The organism is Phocicoccus schoeneichii, from assembly GCF_014635565.1.
GTDB lineage: Bacteria > Bacillota > Bacilli > Staphylococcales > Salinicoccaceae > Phocicoccus > Phocicoccus schoeneichii.
Map to the genome: position 1 here is coordinate 700,508 of NZ_BMDB01000001.1, position 22,090 is coordinate 722,597.

A 22,090-nucleotide genomic window follows, 5' to 3' on the forward strand; every position below is an offset into this window, starting at 1 on the left:
CCAACTCGTAACTATTGTAATGGAATTGTAACATAGCGAAGTGTTAAATTAAAATCAAAAATGAGGAAATTTTGTGTCGGAAATATACTTAATAGAAATTAAATGGCTAGATATGATAATGAAATAAATTGACCAAACCCGTTAATTTAATTAACATATATATAGGTAATAATGAAGGAGAGAACTATGAATAGCTTAAGTTATATCCTAATCTCTAACGAAAATATTGCACTTTCATTAGAGACGGTAAAAAGTATTATTAATCAACGTAATCACGATTTTAAATTTATTGTAGTTACAACACCCGATATTGAAGACAACATTGAACTGTTGCATGAAGCTATGTCTGATACAAATATTGAATATCAAATAATTCCTTCATTAGGTAATAGCAACAAACTTGAAATAATGAATGAAGTGATAGATGGTATTGAATCAGATTATTTCATGTTCTTAGATGCTGGAGATATTTTACCAAGTTACTCTACATCACACTTTAGAAAATTCTTAGGCGAATATGACATGATTGTACCAAGTCTTTTCCAAAAAACATTTACCATTCCGCAATATGTAGACTATGACAAGTTGAAACAAACAGAAGACTCTTCGCAATTAAGTAATGCTAAGTTATTGAGGCAGAGCAGTATAGTTGGTGTTTTATTTAAAACTGACCTGTTGAACAAATGTAACATTAGATTAAATACAAACATCGATATTTATGCCTATTGTGCAATGATCTTAGAAGTAGCCTCAATAAATTCATCTATTCTACTTTTCAATGGATTCCCACTCTATTATAAAGAAGATGGTTACCCTACTTTAGATGTTTTAAAGTTTGCGGAGAATGACTTCGATGATGAATTTATGGATTATGTTGATCGTGTAATTTATTCATATGAACATGCACATACTGAAGAAATAAAATCATTTATACGAATGGATTTAATTTCTAAATTAGAGATAGAATTTGATCCACACCATGCCCAAATTGCAGAACGACATGCAAATAATAAAGAAGCTCTAAATAAAGCTGTAGCATTTATCGATACATTCTTAATAGATAAGAAAAAACCATTTTTTAATTTAGAAATGTTTTCTATGAAGTTTAAGAAAGATAAACTTGCTTCTCAAATAAATGACTTTAGATATAGGGCTAGACTTTTAAAACATGTTTTAACAAATCATAGAACAAAAAACCGTTCTTGGTATGAATTAAAAAATAGGTATACTAAAGTCGATCCCGAAACAATACTCTTTGAATCCTTTGCTGGACAAGCATATAGTGATAGTCCAAAAGCTGTATATGAGTATATGATGAAGACTTATCCTGAGTATAACTATAAATGGATACTTCGCCGACCTGGATCTACACGAGTTCCAGGGCATGCTGAAAAAATCAAAAGATTTTCGAAACAATCCTACGAAGCATATTCTAAAGCAGGTTTCTGGGTAACAAATGCAAGAACACCACTTCATCTTGAGAAAAAGAACGATCAGCTTTATATCCAAACGTGGCATGGTACACCATTAAAACGTCTTGGAAATGACATGGATAATGTTAAAATGCCAGGTACAAACACACAAAGATATAAGAGAAACTTTAGAAACGAAACAAAGCGATGGGATATTTTAATTTCTCCTAACAGATATTCAACAGAAATCTTTAAGTCTGCATTTTGGATGAAAGAAGAAAACATTTTAGAAATCGGCTATCCAAGAAATGATGTATTGGTTAATCGTGCAAATGATAAAGAATATATTTCTCAAATCCGAGAAAAGCTTAACTTACCAAAAGATAAAAAGGTCATACTTTATGCACCAACTTGGAGAGATGATGAGTACATTAAAAAAGGACAATATAATTTTGAGTTAAAGATAAACTTAGAGAAAATGTACGAAGAACTAGGAGATGAGTATGTTATTTTATTACGTATGCATTACCTAATCTCTAACGTATTAGATATTAAAGGATTTGAAGACTTTGCTATAGATGTATCTTCATATAATAATATATCTGAATTATATCTAATCAGTGATTGCCTGATCACTGATTACTCAAGCGTTATGTTTGATTACGGGATACTTAAACGTCCTCAATTCTTTTATGCTTATGATTTGGAAAAATATGAAGGAGAACTTCGCGGATTCTACCTTGATTATATGAATGATTTACCTGGTCCTATTGTTAAGACATCTGATGACTTGATTGAACAACTCTCAAATATGTCTAAGGTAGAAAAAGATTATACAGAACCAATAAATCATTTTTATGATAGATTTTGTTCTGTAGATCACGGTATAGCTTCTAAAATTATTGGTGATATGATTCATAAACAAATACAAAATAGCAAAAAATAAAGCAAGAGCCAATATTTTTGGCTCTTGCTTTTTACATACCTAATAAATTCTTATAGTTTTCTTGTGCAACTTCTATTGAAAATTCAGGCAGATTTTCTACATGACGAAATTTTTCTTGTGTTATTTGTTTCATAGCTTTAGCCAGTTCGTTTATATTATTCTGCTCAACTAAAATTCCATTTTTACCATTTTTAATAAGATCTGATGGTCCATAGTTTAAATCATATGATACTACTGGACAACCAGCGTTCAGACTTTCCATAACTACCAAACCAAAGCCTTCGGTTTTACTTGTAAGAAAAGAAGCGATTGATTCATTAAATTTAGTTTCAGGATTAGCACAATATCCTTTTAAACTTATTTTGTTATCTAACCTTTTACTTTCTATCAATTTCTTTAAATTCTCAATGCATGTTTTAGTGCCGTTACCGTATATGATGAGTTTAACTTGATCCTCAGTTTTACAAAATTTTGAAAAGGCTTCTACAATGTGATCTACTTGTTTATTTTCATCGATTCTGCCAATATAAACAAATTGATTTTTTATATTATTTCTATCTACTTTTTTAAATTTTATAAAATGAGGTATAACTTCAATTTTGTTATTTTGAATATTAAATTCTTGCTGCAAATGGGCCTTTTGTTTATGAGTTAATACTATAAAAGAACTCACCTTATCATGATTATTAATTGAATATTGATAGCTTTTTTTTAATTTGTTTTCATTATTTAAATGATTAGAATGCACGACAATAAAATTTCTCGTATCTTTAGTATTATTTAGCAACCCATAGTCTAATAACCTTGCATCGTTAAATATAGTATCTCCATCATTAAATATTTTACTAAAGAACCAAACAAATAATTCATCTTCATTTGAAAATGATAGTGATAATAGATTATTAGTATCATATATTTGTATACCAATAACTAGATTTGGTATTTTGTCACTGTAAAACTTTTCCATATATTTTTGACCTTTAAGATTGAAAAGTTCTTCATGAATCTTAACATTCTTTTCTACTGAATAATGAATTATTCTATGTAACATGCCATATGAATTATATTCATTTCTTTGTATTTTATGTTTACACGATTGAGTCATTATATCCTCAAATTGAATAATTCTCGTTTTATCATAATACTTTCTAAAAAGAACGTATTCACCGTCATAATAATATCTGACCGCATTTCTTTTTGGCACAATTTCACTACTATACCCTTCTATTTCTACTTCTGTTTCTATTTTCTTCATCAGGGATTCGTCAAGTAACATACCACGACAAATATAATCATATATATTTATGATATCAATGTTTTTAGAAATTTTTTTTTGTTGTAAATAGCTCCTATAAACCTCATAATAATTTGCATTATAGTTCGTAGTGATTATTTGTTGATCTTTTATACCTAGTTCTTCCTCAAGAAATTTAATTCTTCTCAATAGCGCATGTGTGCGCCCACCATGAATTAGAGGTAACGTGGATGTGATTGTTTTAATCATACTAATTGCCTCCTAACTCATTAATAAGATAAATGAATCTATTTTGAATACTTTCTTTTGTAAACTTTTCATCTGTCTGTACATTTTCAAAAGTAATCTCATCATTTATAATTTTTTTAATAGTATCTGCCAACATTTTTACATTGTGCTTTTCTATTAGTACTCCCGTTTCAAGTTGAGTAATTATTTCATTCGGGCCATACTCTATGTCATATGCTACTACTGGACAACCATAGTTAATACTTTCCATAATCGAGAGAGCAAATCCTTCGAACTTACTAGTCAAAACTGATACTTTTGCTGTTTTATAAACTTCATCTAAGTTATTTGCAAATCCCATAAATTTAACTCGTTTTCCTAGCTTTAGATTCTTAATTTGACTTTTCAAAGACTCTAAATTAGGACCTTCACCGTAAATTCTAAGGACACAATTTTCTGGTATCTCGTCTTTAATAGAATCAAACGCTTCAATAATATCTATAACTTGCTTATTTTCGTCTAGTCTACCTACGTAGATAATGTCACTATTATCTCTGTATGAAATTTGTGAAACAGGATCTATATAACTAGAAATTACATTCACTTTTTCTTCAGGAATTTCATAATTATTTATTAAACTGGCTTTTTGCATTTCAGTTGATGTAATGTATTTTGAAACATTAGACTCGTTTTTAGTTGATGTTGCGTATGAAGCCTTTAACTCTCCATTTAAATCACGTTCAGTACTATGGTAAACAATAACATTTTTTGTATCTTTAGTCTGAACGAAATTTGCACGATCTAAAAGACGTGCATCATTAAATACTATATCTCCATCATTAAATACATTATTAAAGAAATCTATGAAAAATTCTTTTTCTCCTTTGAAAGATTTAAATACTTTGTCATTTTTGTATAAAATTATGCCCCTAATTTTATTATTTTTATAATATCGACGTTCACAAAATAATCTAGATTCATTGTCATATAATCTATCCAATAATTTAAAATCATTATTTGGATTATATATAGTTATCCTATGCATCCTACCGTTCTTATCATACTCTTTTCGTTTTATTCGTTTTTTAGTAAAAACGCTAAATTCATCCTCAAAGATTATACGATTAAACTTTGAATCATACTTCCTATATTTTACATATAGCTGTTTTTCATCAATATTTCTGTAATATCTAACACAATGTTTTTTTTCATCTAATTTATCTGTTAAACCATCAATCGTTAGAGAATGTTTTTCAAATTTTGATTTTAGTTTGAAGAAAAAAGATGGAGATTTGCAGAATAATTTACTTCCAGAGTAGTAATCATATATATTTATATGTTCTATTGATTCAGGCAATTCGTTACTCTCTTTTAAATCTGAAATTATATCAGGGTAGTCGATGTTATAATTCGTAGTTAATATGTCTTGTTTTATATTCATAGCTTCATGAATAAGTTTAATTCGCCTTAGAATTAATCTTGTTCTTCCGCCAAATTGTTTTGGTATAGTAGTTGTTATATTTCTAATCATTATAAATCGATCCTTTAAATTAGATTTTCTAATTGATTTACATGTAGCCAGAATAACTTTCCTTTTTCAACTGTTCCTTGATACCAAATGTTTTTACCTATGAGTACTGTTTTAACAATTTTTATTTTTTGTCCTTCAAATACAGCTAAGTCTTTATATGCTAACTGTTTCTTTCCGCCCCATGGTTCTTTTGAACCTGAACCTATTCCTTTTAATATACCCTCTTTTTCATCAGAGTCTACTTCAACATAAAGATGACTTTGAACGTCTTGTTCTTTCATCCAGCCTATTGTACCTGTTTCAGAACTTTTTTCTGTGCTAAGTAAAAAGTATTTATCGAATCTAAAGTTCGCTTCTTTTGTTACATGATACACATGATTTTTAAATTCATCTGAAGGGATGTATTCTTCACTGTTTGGCGCTTTATAAACTTTGGATTGTCCTCCTCTGATGTGTGCTAGACGACTTGTAGGTACAGTTGTATAGTCGTCTGATGATTCGAGTAGAAGTGCCTCATCTGAATATACTTGTACTTCATTATCGTTTTTAACAGCTTCGCTGTTGGCTGGTTCTGAAAGCACGCGCTGTTTATAATCTTCTCGTTCTTTTTTAGACATATTTTGCCATTTGTTTAAAAATGCTTCATACATACCTAATACTTCATTTACTTCTCCGTAAGCTTTTACTCGTCCAAATTCTAACCAAAGAATCTTGTCACAAAACATCTTCATTTGACCTATGGAATGAGATACGAAAATCATTGTTTTACCTAATTCTTTGAATTCTTTCATTTTCTTTAAGCTCTTATCAGCAAATGCTCTATCACCTACGGATAGAGCTTCGTCAATAATTAAAATATCTGGATCTACACTGACTGAAATTGCAAATCCGAGTCTTGATTTCATACCACTAGAATAAGATTTAACTGGCTGATCTATAAATGAACCAAGCTCTGAAAATTCAATGATTTCAGGCTCTAGTTCTTTTATTTCTTGTTTGCTAAATCCAAGCATTAAACATTTGAGCTCAATATTTTCTCTTCCAGTTAAGTCATTATTTAAACCAGCTGCGACAGCAATCAGCATGACGCTACCTCGCGTATGAACTTCACCAGAAGTTTCAGGTACAATACCTGAAATTATGTTTGAAAGCGTTGATTTACCAGAGCCGTTTGTTCCAATAAAACCAACCACATCTCCTTCAACCGCTTCAAAGTTAACATTATCTAGGGCGTAAAAATCTTCACCATATTTGTCCCTATTAAAAATACTCAATAATCGTTCTTTTGTATTTCGATAGAGCTTATATCGTTTAGAGACATTTTTTACCTCAATTACTTTACTCATAAACTCCACCTCTATAAATAATCAATAAAATTACGTCTAAATTTCATGTGTAAAACTGAACCAATTAGTAACATAATTAAAACGACAGCCCAGAAGTATAATCCATATTTCCAATGCTCAACAATATACCAACCTGATCCTAAGAATGAATATCGATATCCGTCAATCACATAGATTAATGGGTTAAATTTAAGTAATGCATGAATTTTAGGGAAATCTGCTAATATACTTAATGGCCATAAAACTCCTGATACGTATAATCCCATTCTTAATGTTGAGTTTAAGAATAAATGCACGTCTCTTACTATTGTAGATAGTGTTGACATAATAAGACCAAACGCAAATGTAAATGCGTATAGACAGAAAATAAAGTATATAATCTGAACAAAATAAATCGATACGTAATATCCAGCAAATTGATAGATAATAAATGCAATACCTAGCATTCCAAGATGAATGTATAACTTAGAGAAAATTACTACGTTTGGAATTACACTAAGTGGAAAGTTCATTTTTGATAACATTCTAAGTCTTGAGTAAATAGACTTTGATGCTCCAATGGATGCTTGGTAAAAGAATATCCATACAAGAAAACCGACAATTAGCCAAATGATAAATGGTATTTCTTCTCCTGCAACTTCTACTGGTGCTCTGCTTCTTAATGTACCGAATACAAACCAGTAAATAACAATCTGTGTCATTGGGTTTAACAGTTCCCATAATATACCAAGATAGTTATTTTTATTACTACTGACAAGATCATACATGGATAATCTACGAACAAGATAGAAGTTATCAATCTGTTCTTGAATTAACTTAAAAAATGATTTCATTAATAATATCCCTTCAATGTTATAGCACTCTATTCATGACACGTTTTGATGCTGCGCCATCTTCGAGACTACAATATACCTTTCTAAACTCAGCAAGTCGCTCACTGAATTCAAATTCGCCATTTTCAATCAAGTGTACCTGCTCAATAATTTCTGCTGTATCATAAAGTAACGGACCTGGCGCTTCTTTTTCAAAGTCAAAATAAAACCCTCTTAGATTATCTCTATAACTTTCAAGATCGTATGTGAAGAATAAAACAGGTCTGTTTAATATCGCATAATCAAAGAATACCGATGAATAGTCCGTAAGTAGTATATCAGAAATGAGATATAAATCTCTAATATCTTCATATTTAGACATATCAATTACAAAACCATCATACTTTGATGTATCAATATTCTCAGCAATGAGATAATGCATTCTAAGAAGAATCACATAATCATCAGAAAGCGATTCTCTCATACGTTCTAAATCTAATTTAATATCAAACTTATATTTACCTCTTTGGTAATACTCATTATCTCTCCATGTCGGAGCATATAGAATAATCTTCTTATCTCTTCTGATACCCATATCAATCTTTAATTTGTTGATGTATTCATCATTATTACTATTTACTAAGATATCATTCCTTGGATATCCTGTTTCAAGCATTGTTTTATTGAAATTAAATGCGCGTCTAAATATTTCTGTAGAATATGGATTTGGCGAAATTAAATAATCCCATTTACTAGACTCAGTTGTAAAGTTTTTCTTATAGCTTTCCGTATCTGTTCCTGGCATCAAAACTGCATCCATATCGAGTGCGAGTCGTTTTAAAGGCGTACCATGCCAAGTTTGTAAATATTTTGTTTTCCTAGGTTTTGGGATCCATAAAGGCATTCTACTATTAGAAATCCATAACCCTGCTCTATTTAATGTAAGTAACCATTTTAACGAAAACCTTTTTAAGTATTTAATATTGTTCTCTTCAAATACATCTACGTATCGTCTATCCACACTCCATACGAGATCATACTCATCACCATATTGGTCTATCATGTATTCATAAAGTGCTCTAGGATTATCACTAAATTGCTTCCCTAAGAAACTCTCAAATACGATTAATTTGTTATTTTTCGGCAGTACTTTACCTGCAAGAACAAAAAAGTCTTTATAAATTTGTAATAATATTGCTTTTATAATTTTCATTAACTCGTAACTTCCTTGATAATTGTATTATAATATGACTATCTATAGTTTATATTATACCTAATATTGATTAGAATAGATTATATAATAAAATTAATAAAAGATTAAGGTGAAAGATATGAAAAAAATCATTACTTACGGAACATTCGACCTTCTTCACGCAGGTCACGTTAATATTTTAAGAAGAGCTAAGGAAATGGGTGACTACCTTGTAGTTGCTACTTCTACTGATGAGTTTAACTCTCTTAAACACAAACATGCCTACCATTCGTTTGAGGATCGCAAATTAATTTTAGAAGCAATTAAATATGTTGATGAGGTTATTCCTGAAGAGTCTTGGGATCAAAAAATTTCTGATGTTCAAAAACATAACATCGATACATTTGTTATGGGACACGACTGGGAAGGTAAATTCGACTTCCTAAAAGATTATTGTGAAGTCGTATACCTTCCAAGAACTGAAGGTATTTCAACATCTAAAATCAAAAATGACTTAGGCCAAAATGATTAAAGAACTTGCATTACAACTTTATGTATTATTCGTAAAGTTGTTTTTCTTAATTAATAGAAGAAAGCGACCTCAACAAAAAATTGTATTCATATCTACATTTTTAAAAAATGCTTCTGATACGATACCTGAACTTATGGATCAAACAAAAAAACAAGTCGTTTTTTATAACTATAGTAAACAACCTTTAGATTTCAAACATAGCCAATTAACTATTTATAGTAAGCATAACTTAAGGACACATATACAGATGATGAAAGACTTAAGTAACGCTTCAGAAATTGTCATTGATAATTTCTACCCATTTCTTGGTGCAGCAAAATACTTAAATGGTTCTATCTTCCAAACATGGCACGCTGTTGGTGCGTTTAAAAAGTTTGGACTTGAAGATCATTCTTTGAAGAAGAGAAGTGCTCTTTCTGTTAAAAGATTTAAAGAGTCATATCGTAATATTGATTATGTACTTAATGGATCTACGATTATGGGCAATATTTTTAAACAGTCTTTCGGTGTAGAGGATAAAAGTCTATTAAATTTTGGTATGCCATCGAGTGATTTTTATGTGAATGTCGCTAAAGTCAATAACGCTAAAAATTATATGATTCGTTCATATCCTGAACTTAATGGACAAACAGTAATCACTTATACACCAACATATAGAGACAATGTTTTTAATGTGAGTGAATTAGAAATTGATATTGAGCATATGCTTACTACCTTACCTGAGAATTATTCGATTATCTTTAGACTACATCCATCTGTAATTTATAATGATCGAAAATTCAATAACAAACGAGTTTTAAACTTATCTAATAAAGAATCTATTGAGAATGTTCTTTCTGTAACTGATATACTAATTACAGATTATTCTTCAGTAGCTTTTGATTTCGCAAACTTTAATAAACCAATCATTTTTTATCCGTATGATTTAGAAGATTATAAAATTACGCGTGGCCTTACTGGTGAATATTCTAATCTAGTTGTCGGACAAATTGCCTATTCTACATTAGATATCGTTAATATTATAAACAGAAACAACTTTGATCTAAGCGACATTGAGACCTTCAAAAATAAATGGAATGAATTCTCAAAAGGGAACAACACACAGTTATTGATTGAAAAAATCTCTTAATACGTTTATATTGGTCTATTGTAAATTAATTAATTGGAGCATATTATGAACAAATTTCTAAAAGCATTCGTTGTACTATTAATACTCGCTGCTATTGCAGCTGTGATTTGGATTGGTTATTTATTTTATACAGTAAATAAAGGTGTCTCCGATTCATACGAAGATATTGGTAATGACAGAAGTAAATCAGAGCTTCGTAGCAAAGAAGTATCTGTTGAAGATAGTTTTACAGTTTTAATTATGGGAATTGATGAGAACGAAAGCCGTTCTAAAAAAGAGAATCTTTCAAGGGATCAATTCCGAACAGACTCTATGATCCTTGCAACATTTGATAAGAATTCTAACTCTGTAAAAATGTTAAGTATTCCTCGTGACAGTTTAACATACATGTCTAATGAACAAACATTCGATAAAGTCAACCATGCACACGCACTTGGTGGTGTACCTAGTGCTGTTGATGCAGTTGAAAATCTTGTAAATGTCCCAGTTGACTACTATATTCGTTTAAATTTTGACGCTTTAGTAGAAATGGTTGATACACTAAATGGTGTTGAGTTTGATGTACCATTCGATATGGTAGAGCCAAACCCTTATGATGACGGTAAAACAAGAGTGAAGAAAGGTAAACAAACGTTAGACGGAGAACAGGCGCTAGCTGTTGTTAGAAGTAGACAATATGACTCAGATTTCGGTCGGGGCGAACGACAAATGCAAATGATTAAAGCTATTATGCAAAAAGCAAAATCAACCGGTGCAATTTCTAAATATGATGATCTTGTAAAAGTTGTTGCACGAAATGTAAACCATAACTTCACTATGAATGAGTTAGGAAACATTGCAACATACTTTAGTAAAAATGAAATCGACTTTGAATCTTCTATGATTCTAGGTGATGATTACTGGGCACATAATGGAGCATATTATTATAAACCTGCGAATGAACACTTATTCGTCATCTCAAAAACTTTAAGAGAAATCTTAAACCTTGATCCACCAGTTGCTGATGACTTTGAGAATATTCGATACGAATATTGGATGAATCCAGGTGCAATCATTCCTACTGATATTGTTGAGAACTATAATTTAGAAGAAGAACCATTCTACACAGAAGAAGGCTATGACAGTCCATATGGAACTGGCTTTGACGTCACAAGAGAAACACTTCAACAGCATGAAATTGAAGGTGACACAAACGTTGATGACGTTGACGGAATGAATAATGAATATTATGATGATGGTACTGAAAACAATGAACAAGATAGTGAAAATAATGGTTGGTAGTATCAATTAAGTTTTAAAACAACACATTATGACCAAATCGTACTTCGGTTTTGTCATTTGTGTAAAAAAGAGGCGAAAAACATGGAAATTCTCGTATCAGATGATAAGAAATATTATCCAGATTGCGTAACAATAAGAGAAACAGTTTTTGTTCAGGAACAAAATGTACCACTAGAAATGGAAATTGATGAATACGAAGATGAATGTGTCCACGTATTACTCCTTTTAGATAATGAGCCGGCAGGTACTGTTCGATATAGAAAGTATGATGATACGACAGTTAAAATCGAACGTATGGCTGTGTTAAAAGAACATAGAGGGAAACATTTTGGTATGAACCTCATGTACTTTGTACACTTACATGCAAAATCAAAAGGATTCACATGGGCTAAGCTTGGTGCACAAACACATGCAATCCCGTTCTATGAAAAAATAGGATATCAAGTGTCATCAGGTGAATTCGATGATGCTGGAATCCCACACGTTGATATGATTTGCAGTTTATAATACAAAAGCTGGGACGAAATAAATTTCGTCCCAGCTTTTTTTTACTTTAAATATCTCGTCTTATTTAGAATCAATAACTCCAGAAACAACTTCATATATTCTCTTACAGTTATCATGATCGATATATTTAAATATACCAGATAGGTCTTCGACGTTAGCTTTAAATCCGTCTTGAATAATCTTTTCTATATCACTCACAAGCTGTTCTTCAGTTTCTGCAATATCACCAAGGAATGTTTCGTTCACTGGTCTTAGGATTCCTCTATTAAAGAATCTAGACTCGTCAAAGTGATAATACAGAACTGGTTTTTTCATCATTGTGAAATCAAAGCTCACACTGCTATAGTCTGTAATTAGAAGCGCATGGGCAATCAGTAAGTCTTGAACGGTTCTCTCACCAAGCTCTATAAAATTTACATAGTCATTCGTCTCAAGTAAATCTCTATTGAAAAATGGTTGTGCTCTATAATGCGGATAGAAATTTAAATACACATTATTCGCTTCAAGTATTTCATGAAGACGTTCGTTTTCAATGAATGATTTATATCTACGGTAATATTCACTTTCTAAGAATGCTTCATCTGTATTAATCCAATCTCTCCACGTTGGCATAAGTAGTATATGACTCGCTTTTTGATTTAATGGTAGCTGGTCGAATCTTGCAAGTCCTGTTACCGCAACTTCATCGATGCTATAACCCAACTCTTTCATTACTACATCAAACTTTTCATTGTCAGATGAAACAATGAATAAATCAAATGGATCATCATAGTACTTTTTATGGTACTCAGCAGGTTTACGTCCAAGCACCCCGTGTTGCAAGAATACTTTTACTGTATCCTCATAGTTAAAGAATCCACATGCTGGTTTATACGGTAAGATATTCTCAAAGTCATGTGTACAAAGCAGCACGCCCGCTTCAAGTGACTTTTGATAATGCTCTAAACTACCAAATGTGAGTACATTGTCTAAATGTTTGATTTTGTCGTAATCGAGACTGTCCTCCTCAATGACATAGTACGCATCAACATCAGTGTGTTCACTCAGATATTTAAAAAGTGTAATCCCATTTTCTTGTGCAGTATCTGAACGCTCACCTAGTAACCAAACATTCTTATTTCTAACTAATCGAGTATCGAGTGCTTTAGGCACCACAAACGTTTCAACTTTCAAGTTATTAAACGGTGTTGTCGTCACTAAGAAATGAACATGATCTCCGTTATCTTTTGTGATGACCTTTTGGTCGTAATAGTTATCTTTTTTATAATCAGAGAATTTATACGTAATCTTAGCCTTTGTAATCACTTCTAGATTGTCATCTAATAGTCCCACAAATACGTCGATTACAGTTTTATTTCTGCTCATGATTTGAAGTAGTTTTTCTACATTTAACTCGACATTAAATTTCTTCTCAATTGGTTCAATATATTGTTCTCCACTAAAACGATCTTCAAAAATCATTACTGTAGACGTAGAATTAAATTTCCCCTTTTCTTTTACAAAACCTGTAAAGGTAAAATCTTTAATTTCTGTGACACGTCTCAATAGTTTGGGTCTTTTCACATTGAATCCCAGGTAATCATCACGACGTTTATAGAAATGAGCAGTTAATACCTCGTCCATAAACGTGACTTCTCCCGACATAAAGTCTTGTATATATGCTTCACTAATATTTACTTGATACTTGATGTCATCGTTGATGATATTAATTTTCTTACGTGTATAGTCACTGACTAGTGCTTCAATTGGTAACTCTACCTTTAAATCATCAGACATATCAAAGCGCTTTAGCACGTCTAAAGTTGGGTCAAAAATACCAAATTGTGGATGCTCTATTACGCCCATTGTGTCGATATCAAATTGTACCTTTATTTTTCCATCCTCGACTTCATTCACAATAAATGATTTTGGATAAACAACATGCTCATCAATATCAATCGTGAACTTTCCATCTACTGAACTAAAGTTGAACAGATATAGTTTCGAAAACAGCTTTAAAGATAGATTCTGTGTATTTGAAATCGGATAAATTTCATTATCGTTCCCAATATAAAGTCGTGCACGTCCATGTGTTAAATCATCTATATTAAAGACTGTGAGTGACTTATCATCATCAACATGCTTAGCAAGTTCTATAAACTTGTGCGGGTAAGATAAAAACAATTGTGTCTTGTTAGACACATTAAAATCCTTAAATGTTAACCTGAATAAATCTTTCTCTACCTGCAAATCACTAATTTCGACAGGTGTATCTTTAAAGTTTAAAGTCATAAATCTTTTAGATAGATACGTATCTTTTTTTGCTTTAATATTATAAAGCTTCTCATTGATTAAATATTGGGTTTTTATTGTCTCATCTTCAGACTCTCTATCTAACTTGATACGCATCGGTACGTCAAACGAGTATAGCTGAATCATCAAATTGTCTGGCACATCATCAAAAAAGTGCCTTGGAAGTACTACTTTGATGATACGATCTTGATAGGTGCACTGTAATGGATAACTACGATCCTTTATAAACACCTTTGCAGTATAATTCGATATTACCCTTAAATTAATAAATGGGAGCACTTCATACGTAAATGTAAAGTGATCCCTTTCTTCGTTAATATCGACAAGCTCTATAAACTTAGTAAACTTTTCTCTCACATGTTTTGAAAAATAATTAGTAAATGTGCTCATCTCTACTCCTATTATTACTGTTTTTCTAAATTATTCACGACACCAATAATGTCAATCTCATGTTTTTCAATTAATTGAATGAGAGCTTCTAAACCTTCATTATCTCTACTTCTGTTGTCCACTATAACAACACCATCTACAAAATCTTTTAAAGCTTCTAGATATACGTCTTCATTTTTACTTGAATTAATATCTAAAACACAAAAATCAAATGAGTTTTTTAGTGTCTTTGTTAAATATTTAAATTTATTAGATAGTAATACCATACCCGTATTATCTTTTTCTAGTCCTGCAAATATAATACTGAGCCCATAAACTGATGTATCATAAATCATATATGAGATATCCTCATCATGTAAAACGGCATCAGACACACCTTTACGCATCTGCATATCAAACGTTTCATTGATTGACGGATTCTCAAAATCTGCATCAAGATAAACGACCTTGCTACCAAGTTTAGCTAGACTAATCGCCGTGTTTGTTGCAACGGTTGATTTACCATCGCCATTTTCTGCAGACATAAAGAGAATGACTTTCTTGTCATCTCCTGCATAAAATTTTAGTTTTTCTGACATTTTCATAAATGCATTCGAAATCATATCGTTTGGTGAATCAATCACAATTCTGTTTCTATTTAAGATACTCATTACTTCACCACCTAATATACTTTGATTGTACCTAGCACAGGGTACTTCGCTATAGATTCAGGTCTCTTACCTGAAGTTTTTTTGTTATTTGGATTACGCATTACATTCATTAATATTCCAATTAACACACCAATTAATACACCTGCTGAGATATATAAAACTTTAGGCAGAATAGATTGGTTACTCACTGAAGACAGATGACTTAATTCATCTACAGAGATCTCATATCCATTGAAATAAGTAACAAGATGTTCTGTATACTCATTTGCAATTTGGACGGAGTCTTCTTTGTTATTGAATGAAGTATGTAATAAGTAAGTGTTATCCTCCTGTTCGATTTTTATTGCATCCATTAATTCCGTTGAAGTCAATTCCCAATCATTTGATTCAATTAATGAATTTATAATTTCTTCTGTTTTTAATTCTTTCGCTAAAGGTAATTCTATATCGCTATCTGCAATCGACACCTTACTCACTGCATCATATTTATTATCAATAAAAAAGAAGGTACCAAGCGCTGCAATGATTCCAGCAATAAGTGCACATAAAATTACGTTTATTAATTTATTATCAGTCATAGTTTCATTCCTATAGTCATTTTCTTTTGAATATGGGTAACTGTCGTATCATAAATTTTAGTATCTTTAAGTTTCTACCAAAACGTTCTGGTTGTTTCATCATTCTATAAAGCCATTCCAAGTTCAGTTTAATCCACATATCTGGTGCACGTTTTACCGTTCCTGCAAGTACATCAAAACTTCCACCAACGCCCATAAATACACCTTTATTAAACTGGTCAATATTATTATGAATCCAATTTTCTTGTCTTGGAACACCGAGTGCCACAAATATAATATCTGGTTTTGTTTCATTAATTTCTTTTGCTATTCTGTCGTCATTCATATCAAAGAAACCATGATGACGTCCGACGACTTCAACATTAGGGAAGTTGACTTTGACATGATCACTCGCCTTTTTATTTACACTTTCCTCTGCACCGAGTAAATAAACTTTGAGTCTTTCTTCATTACCAAACTCTAAAAGATCTACGAGAAGATCATATCCTGCGATTCTTTCTTTAATATTCATTTTATTCATTTTAGCGGCGACAAGTATACCGACGCCATCAGCAACAGTAAAATCACTTCTTAATACTGCTTCTTTATATTCGTGATCATGAATTGTACGATCTACAATTTCAGGATTTGCAGTTACGATAAATGTCTTTTCTTCATTTTTAATTCTAGGTATTAATATAGAATTAAGAAATTGTGATTTTTCAATATTGATAAATGAAACACCAGAAATAGTCACATATTTATTTTGGTTTGCCATACGACTTCTTCCATTCTACATTAATTATATACCATCTAATTATCTTTTTGGATGAGACTCGCTAAGTCAGCGTACTTTACAAATCCAATTGTTTCTTTTTCATCTACTTGAATGTATGATGGTACTTTTTCCACGTCATCAATTTCAACATTCGCATTTACAAATCGACCTAAAATCGTAAATAACCGATGAATTAGAAGTGTCATTTCTTGAATGACTGATTGAGAGATTCTTGCGAGCTCCAGATGGATAATTGGGTTTAGATAATCGCTTTTTGGATAACGATATTTCTTAATAAAATGAGACTCTGATACTGTGAGTGCTTTACGTGATTTAAATTCCACTATAAAGAACGGTGTACGCCCCTCTTCATCAAATGCGTTATCAAATTGACGTTTAAAATGATAGAACTCTAGGTGATGTTCTTCTTTTCTAACGAGATACTGCTCTCTATTTTGTTGAATATAAAACACCGTACCGTTCTCTACTTCGATTTCTTTTAACAAATCATTATATATGTCACATGCTTTTATAAACTGAGTGTAATCAAACAGTAGTAAGTCTGTGTCTCTTTTCTCTTGTTTATTATTTAATATTTCAATCTGGACACTACTACCCTCTACTACAATACGATCCGTGCCATGAAATAGATTACCAATAGTTAAAGATTGAAATTCTTGGAATGGATACTCACCATAGTTTAATTTGCCCGCTTCATGTGTTAAAAATTCTTGGTCAAGAATAATTAATTGCATCAATTTATCTAGTTTTTCTTCTGCAGAAATTTGGTAAGTAAACTGATTTGAACCGAGTTGTTCGCTCTTTACATTTACAGTTAATTTCAAACGATTCAGTCCCTTCTCTTGATACTAATTCTAAGATACAATCATATACTTTTACAAGTTTATTCATTTGAATTACTCATATTATATACAATTTTACCACTATCATTCATAAGATTGCGGTTGTCTCTAGCGATGATAAATTTTCCATATTGATCATTTAAAAATAATGCTCTTGTATATTGCTTTTCAAAAACTGTAAGTGGCACTGGTACATCAAAGAAAGTTCCATTGGTAAATTCAATCGTTACACCAACATCACTTCCTTTAAATGCGTAACATTTACTTAAATTAATCCAGTAATTATTCAATTTGAATTGCTTATTAGGAAGTGGAAATAAGAGAAAACCGTTATGTGTGGTAAAAAGAACTGGAGTTAGTCTGTGGAAATTAAAGTGAAATTTTGCGTGATACTTTCTTGCTTCAATATTTGTAGCATAGTATCTCTTCAAAGTATCATCAATCCATTTTGTAGAAGATTTTGTGCTATATGCGATTCTGTCTGTAAATACTGCTCGAGATGCATACTTTGCATCTAAGATTGGTTCTATATAAAGACAATGATTTGTGAGTTCGATATGCATGTATGTTCCTTTCTGTCTACGCGTATTCGCTTAATATTATTAATATAACTTCAAGTTATACATCGATTATATGACAATATAGATAAAAAACAATATATAAAGTTAACTTATTGTTAATTTTTGTTAATTAGTTGTTTGGTTTTTTTACATCCATTTACATACACTGTGATTATCCGGAAATAAAACGATCGATCAGATTGGAAATCAATTGAAAGATATTAAAACGTATGAACCGATGATTATGAGTATTATAAAGAAACTTGGGATTATGTACCATATTGATGAATACATGCAAATAGGAAGAATTGCAGTATATAATGCACAGACTACATTCAATAAAGAAAAAGCGAACTGTACGCTCGATCAGTTTATTTACACAAGAATCTATCAGCGCATGATTGATGCGATTAGAAAAGAATCAAATTACCAAAACTATCACACCACTACTGAAGATGAACTTATGGAAACTTACTCAAGTTCAGATTACTACGATGACTTATTATTTGAAGATCTAAAAAAACATTTAAATGAGCGAGAACAATATGTGTTTACATACCTCTTACATGGATATAAACTCTCAGAAATTGCTATCATGCTCGGTGTATCAAACTCAACAGCAAAGAATATACGAATGAGTATCAGAAATAAACTAAAGCAAACCCTACAAACTTGAAAAAAGTGTGTTTTTTTAGTATAATAACGTGACTATGCGTTTGGAGGGGTTCATTTGAGTAAGAAAGAAGAAGAAGTTGAAATTATTCCAGCTGAGGTCGGAGATTTCGTTGAATTCAACGATGGCCAACTGGGTAGAGTTGAAAAAGTAAATGAAAACTCTGTAATTGTAGATATTACAATTAATGAAGACTGGGATGAAAACGAAGATTTCGAAAAAACAGTCGTCAATCATAAACGCTACAAAATTCTTAAATAATTTAAAAAGGTGTACTCGGGTATTCTCGAGTACACTTTTTTAGTTTTATTCTTTACCCAACCATCAGTCTTTCTTCTGGGTATTTAAATACTTCTTTTGTTTGTTTTCCACCGATTGAGAGTAAGAATGATACGAATCCTACTCGTCCGATAAACATGAATAAGATTATGACACATTCACTTACCGTTGATAAGTCTTTTGTGATCCCCATCGACATACCACACGTTCCGAATGCGCTCGTTACTTCAAATATAATCGCACCGAGACCGAGCTTAGACCCATCTACAAAAGCGATAATACATACGCCGATAAATACCAAGAACATCGCAATAGCAAGCACTACAAACGCTCTGTCGATGTCTTGACGTGCAATCCTACGTTTAAACATACTCACATGTTTACGTCCCTTAGAAAACGCATATACTGTCACAATGATAATCAGAAGTGTTGTAGTTCTAATTCCCCCACCTGCTGATGATGGTGATGACCCAATAAACATCAGCATCGAAAGAATCATCTGAGTCACTTCATTAAGCGTCGATGGGTCTTCCACAACGATCCCACCACTTCTCGCAGATATCGACATAAACACACCATTCATAATTTTAGAGAATGCTGATTCTTCTGCACTATTCCCGTTCCATTCTAAGAGTGTGTACATAAACGCTCCTAACACAAACAAAATCGAGTACATCGTTACTGTCACTTTTGTAAATAAACTAAATTTGAATCGTTTGTTCTTCTTGCTGAAGTATTCCTTTATCTCTATTAATACCGGATATCCGATTGCACCTAATACGATTTGTAACATAACAGGCACCTGGATAATGTAGTTGTTGCTGTAGCCAATCAAAGACTGTTCATATAAGTCGAACCCACAGTTCGTCGTTGCTGAAACCGATAAAAACACACCATCCAGTAAAGACTTCGCAAAATTTCCTGTTTCTATGTAGAAAATAGTTGTGTAGATGATTGCACCAATCAGTTCTATCACAAAAAGGAGTTGGACGATATTTAAAACGAGTTTTACACCGCCACTCATCTTAACCTGACTGTTATCTACCATGATTGCTGCACGTTCTTTAAGACCGACTTTAACTCCTAGTACAACCCAGACAAAGGTAGATACGGCCATAATCCCAATACCACCGAGATTCAAGATAAACATCAAAACAATGTACCCAGGTACAGAGAATGTTTCTGCGATATTCACTGTCGTAAGTCCGGTAACTGAAATCCCTGATGCTGCGACAAACACTGTATCCATAAATGATACAGATGCTCCACTACGATACAGAAGCGGAATTTGCATGAGTAATGTTGCAACAAATAGACACAGTGCATAATAAAATAGAATGAGTCTTTGAGGACTTGTACTTTTAAACACACTCATAATAGACTGCAAATTCTCTCACCCCTTTAATATCATTTATCATACGCTCTATTTTAAAGTCTTTCAATATAATTCAGATTCTCATCTATAAAAAATTAGACTAGGGAATCCCTAGTCTAAAATTTATATTATTCTAATGTTGCTGTTGTGCTTTGTTTTTCTCCATCTCTATAGAATTCAATCGTGATTTCATCACCGATTTCTTTTTTCTCGTAGAGATAACGACGGAGTTTTAGAGAGTTCTCGATTTTTTCACCGTCAAGTGACACAATTACATCGTACTCTCTAAGCCCTGCGATATCTGCTGGAGAGTTTTCTTGAACTCCAGTAACCAGTGCACCAGCTGTAACATCTTCAGGTAAATTTAGTTGTCCTTGTAAGATATCACTAGAAATCGTATAAAGGTCCATCATGCTTACGCCTAAAAATGGACGCTTTACTTCTCCATGCTCTTCAAGATCTTTAATGATTCTTGTCACTTCGTTTGAAGGAATCGCAAATCCAATACCTTCAACATTGTCTTGGCCAATCTTCATAGAGTTAATTCCGATTAAATCCCCATCACTGTTAATTAATGCGCCACCAGAGTTACCAGGGTTAATCGCTGCGTCAGTTTGAAGTACATTTGCTTCCCAGTCGATGACACCATCGTTGTCAAAGTCTACAGGAATCGCACGGTCCAATGCAGATACGATACCGCGTGATACAGAGCCAGATAGCATCGCACCAAGTGGTGATCCGATTGCAATCGCATCTTCACCTACAAGCACTTTATCACTATCAGCAAACTCAATCGCAACATCGATATTACCACGTTCTACTCGAAGTACGGCAAGGTCTGTCCAAATATCTGTACCAACGAGCTCAGCAGGAATCGATTCACCAGATTCTAAATTCACTTTAAGTTCTGATGCACCTTCTATAACGTGATTGTTCGTCACGATGTATGCATTGTTGTCATCTATCTTATAGATCACTCCAGAGCCACTTCCCGCTTCTTGAATTTCACCTGCACCAAGACCATATAATGATTGTGTTTCTTGGAGGTTAATTACAGAAACAACCGCTGGGCTTGCTTTTTCTACAGCTGCTGTTGTGTCCGTAATCACTTTATCAGAATGCTCTTCTTCTAAATCTTTTTTTACTTCATTTAATTCTTTAGATTCTGTTTGATCCGTATTATTATCTGTTACCGGAGTGTCGCCATCAAAAAACGTATGATAGAGCATCACTACAAGTATGGCGCCAACTATACCTGCAATTAGTGGTAATAGAACAGATGATAAACACCCACCGTTTCTCTTTTCTCTCGGTTCAACGTAATAATCATCTGTCTCCTTAGACGAAAACGTCTCTGTTTCTACTCCACTTTCAGTATCCGCCACTTCGTCAGTGTTATCTTTTTCGAAATCATCATTTTCAAATGAATGAGATCTGCGTCTGAATCTCTCATCGAAAGATTCCGGTCTTTGTTCATTCGACATGTACAACACACTCCTTAG

The 22,090-nt window shown here is 32.2% G+C and carries 20 protein-coding genes; 7 read left to right on the top strand and 13 right to left on the bottom strand.

All coding sequences use genetic code 11. The annotated features are described in order from the left end of the window. Nucleotides 1-171: 171 nt before the first annotated feature. On the top strand, nt 172-2,358 hold the full coding sequence (locus IEU51_RS03630) for a bifunctional glycosyltransferase family 2 protein/CDP-glycerol:glycerophosphate glycerophosphotransferase (protein WP_186086659.1): 2,187 nt from the start codon (nt 172-174) through the stop codon (nt 2,356-2,358). Nucleotides 2,359-2,389: 31 nt separating this feature from the next. Here the strand turns inward: IEU51_RS03630 and IEU51_RS03635 are convergent, their stop codons facing one another. The 5 genes from IEU51_RS03635 to IEU51_RS03655 are packed head-to-tail and all read right to left on the bottom strand — an operon-like array spanning nt 2,390 to nt 8,743. Beyond that, nucleotides 2,390-3,862, bottom strand: coding sequence for a glycosyltransferase (locus IEU51_RS03635; protein ID WP_186086656.1), 1,473 nt, complete (start codon nt 3,860-3,862; stop codon nt 2,390-2,392). Nucleotide 3,863: 1 nt separating this feature from the next. Then, the gene (locus tag IEU51_RS03640) at nt 3,864-5,372 is read right to left on the bottom strand and encodes a glycosyltransferase (RefSeq protein WP_188349269.1); all 1,509 of its coding nucleotides are present in this window, start codon (nt 5,370-5,372) and stop codon (nt 3,864-3,866) included. Nucleotides 5,373-5,386: 14 nt separating this feature from the next. Further along, nucleotides 5,387-6,718: a teichoic acids export ABC transporter ATP-binding subunit TagH gene (gene tagH / locus IEU51_RS09405; RefSeq protein WP_186085634.1), complete on the bottom strand. Its 1,332-nt coding sequence runs from the start codon at nt 6,716-6,718 to the stop codon at nt 5,387-5,389. A gap of 11 nt (nt 6,719-6,729) precedes the next feature. Next, a complete protein-coding gene (locus tag IEU51_RS03650) occupies nt 6,730-7,551 on the bottom strand; it encodes an ABC transporter permease (protein ID WP_186085631.1) in 822 nt (273 codons plus the stop codon). Nucleotides 7,552-7,570: 19 nt separating this feature from the next. Then, nucleotides 7,571-8,743: a CDP-glycerol glycerophosphotransferase family protein gene (locus IEU51_RS03655; RefSeq protein WP_186085628.1), complete on the bottom strand. Its 1,173-nt coding sequence runs from the start codon at nt 8,741-8,743 to the stop codon at nt 7,571-7,573. Between the two features lie 118 nt (nt 8,744-8,861). Here IEU51_RS03655 and tagD point away from each other — a divergent pair, with 118 nt between their 5' ends. The 4 genes from tagD (at nt 8,862) to IEU51_RS03675 (ending at nt 12,171) form a co-directional block, all read left to right on the top strand. Beyond that, a complete protein-coding gene (gene tagD / locus IEU51_RS03660; RefSeq protein ID WP_186085625.1) occupies nt 8,862-9,254 on the top strand; it encodes a glycerol-3-phosphate cytidylyltransferase in 393 nt (130 codons plus the stop codon). Continuing rightward, nucleotides 9,247-10,383, top strand: a complete 1,137-nt coding sequence (locus IEU51_RS03665; RefSeq protein WP_186085622.1) for a CDP-glycerol glycerophosphotransferase family protein — start codon at nt 9,247-9,249, stop codon at nt 10,381-10,383. Before tagD ends, IEU51_RS03665 begins: the two co-directional genes overlap by 8 nt. 45 nt (nt 10,384-10,428) lie before the next feature. Beyond that, nucleotides 10,429-11,664: an LCP family protein gene (locus IEU51_RS03670; protein WP_186085619.1), complete on the top strand. Its 1,236-nt coding sequence runs from the start codon at nt 10,429-10,431 to the stop codon at nt 11,662-11,664. Nucleotides 11,665-11,745: 81 nt separating this feature from the next. Beyond that, nucleotides 11,746-12,171 carry a GNAT family N-acetyltransferase gene (locus IEU51_RS03675; protein WP_186085617.1) on the top strand — a complete coding sequence of 142 codons (426 nt, stop codon included), beginning with the start codon at nt 11,746-11,748 and terminating at the stop codon, nt 12,169-12,171. Nucleotides 12,172-12,231: 60 nt separating this feature from the next. Here IEU51_RS03675 and IEU51_RS03680 read toward each other — a convergent pair whose 3' ends face one another. From IEU51_RS03680 to IEU51_RS03705, 6 genes are read right to left on the bottom strand one after another with little or no spacing between them, the layout of a single operon-like run. Then, entirely contained in the window at nt 12,232-14,853 is a 2,622-nt protein-coding gene (locus IEU51_RS03680; protein WP_186085614.1) for a CDP-glycerol glycerophosphotransferase family protein, read from the bottom strand. A gap of 14 nt (nt 14,854-14,867) precedes the next feature. After that, nucleotides 14,868-15,503: a CpsD/CapB family tyrosine-protein kinase gene (locus IEU51_RS03685; RefSeq protein ID WP_186085611.1), complete on the bottom strand. Its 636-nt coding sequence runs from the start codon at nt 15,501-15,503 to the stop codon at nt 14,868-14,870. Between the two features lie 11 nt (nt 15,504-15,514). Next, complete coding sequence (locus tag IEU51_RS03690) at nt 15,515-16,081, bottom strand: YveK family protein (RefSeq protein WP_186085608.1); 567 nt, start codon at nt 16,079-16,081, stop codon at nt 15,515-15,517. Nucleotides 16,082-16,097: 16 nt separating this feature from the next. Then, nucleotides 16,098-16,838: a WecB/TagA/CpsF family glycosyltransferase gene (locus tag IEU51_RS03695; protein WP_186085604.1), complete on the bottom strand. Its 741-nt coding sequence runs from the start codon at nt 16,836-16,838 to the stop codon at nt 16,098-16,100. Nucleotides 16,839-16,873: 35 nt separating this feature from the next. Beyond that, on the bottom strand, nt 16,874-17,683 hold the full coding sequence (locus tag IEU51_RS03700; protein WP_186085601.1) for a hypothetical protein: 810 nt from the start codon (nt 17,681-17,683) through the stop codon (nt 16,874-16,876). A 59-nt stretch (nt 17,684-17,742) separates the two neighbouring features. Continuing rightward, complete coding sequence (locus IEU51_RS03705; protein ID WP_186085598.1) at nt 17,743-18,264, bottom strand: competence protein ComK; 522 nt, start codon at nt 18,262-18,264, stop codon at nt 17,743-17,745. Nucleotides 18,265-18,472: 208 nt separating this feature from the next. Between IEU51_RS03705 and IEU51_RS03710 the strand changes: the two genes are divergently transcribed. Both IEU51_RS03710 and IEU51_RS03715 read left to right on the top strand, forming a co-directional pair. Beyond that, nucleotides 18,473-18,937 carry a sigma-70 family RNA polymerase sigma factor gene (locus IEU51_RS03710; RefSeq protein ID WP_186085595.1) on the top strand — a complete coding sequence of 155 codons (465 nt, stop codon included), beginning with the start codon at nt 18,473-18,475 and terminating at the stop codon, nt 18,935-18,937. 81 nt (nt 18,938-19,018) lie between these two features. Further along, nucleotides 19,019-19,195, top strand: a complete 177-nt coding sequence (locus IEU51_RS03715; RefSeq protein WP_186085683.1) for a YkvS family protein — start codon at nt 19,019-19,021, stop codon at nt 19,193-19,195. A 52-nt stretch (nt 19,196-19,247) separates the two neighbouring features. Here IEU51_RS03715 and IEU51_RS03720 read toward each other — a convergent pair whose 3' ends face one another. Both IEU51_RS03720 and IEU51_RS03725 read right to left on the bottom strand, forming a co-directional pair. Beyond that, the gene (locus IEU51_RS03720) at nt 19,248-20,588 is read right to left on the bottom strand and encodes a TrkH family potassium uptake protein (RefSeq protein WP_186085680.1); all 1,341 of its coding nucleotides are present in this window, start codon (nt 20,586-20,588) and stop codon (nt 19,248-19,250) included. Between the two features lie 128 nt (nt 20,589-20,716). Then, nucleotides 20,717-22,072, bottom strand: a complete 1,356-nt coding sequence (locus IEU51_RS03725; RefSeq protein ID WP_186085592.1) for a S1C family serine protease — start codon at nt 22,070-22,072, stop codon at nt 20,717-20,719. Nucleotides 22,073-22,090: the final 18 nt, after the last annotated feature.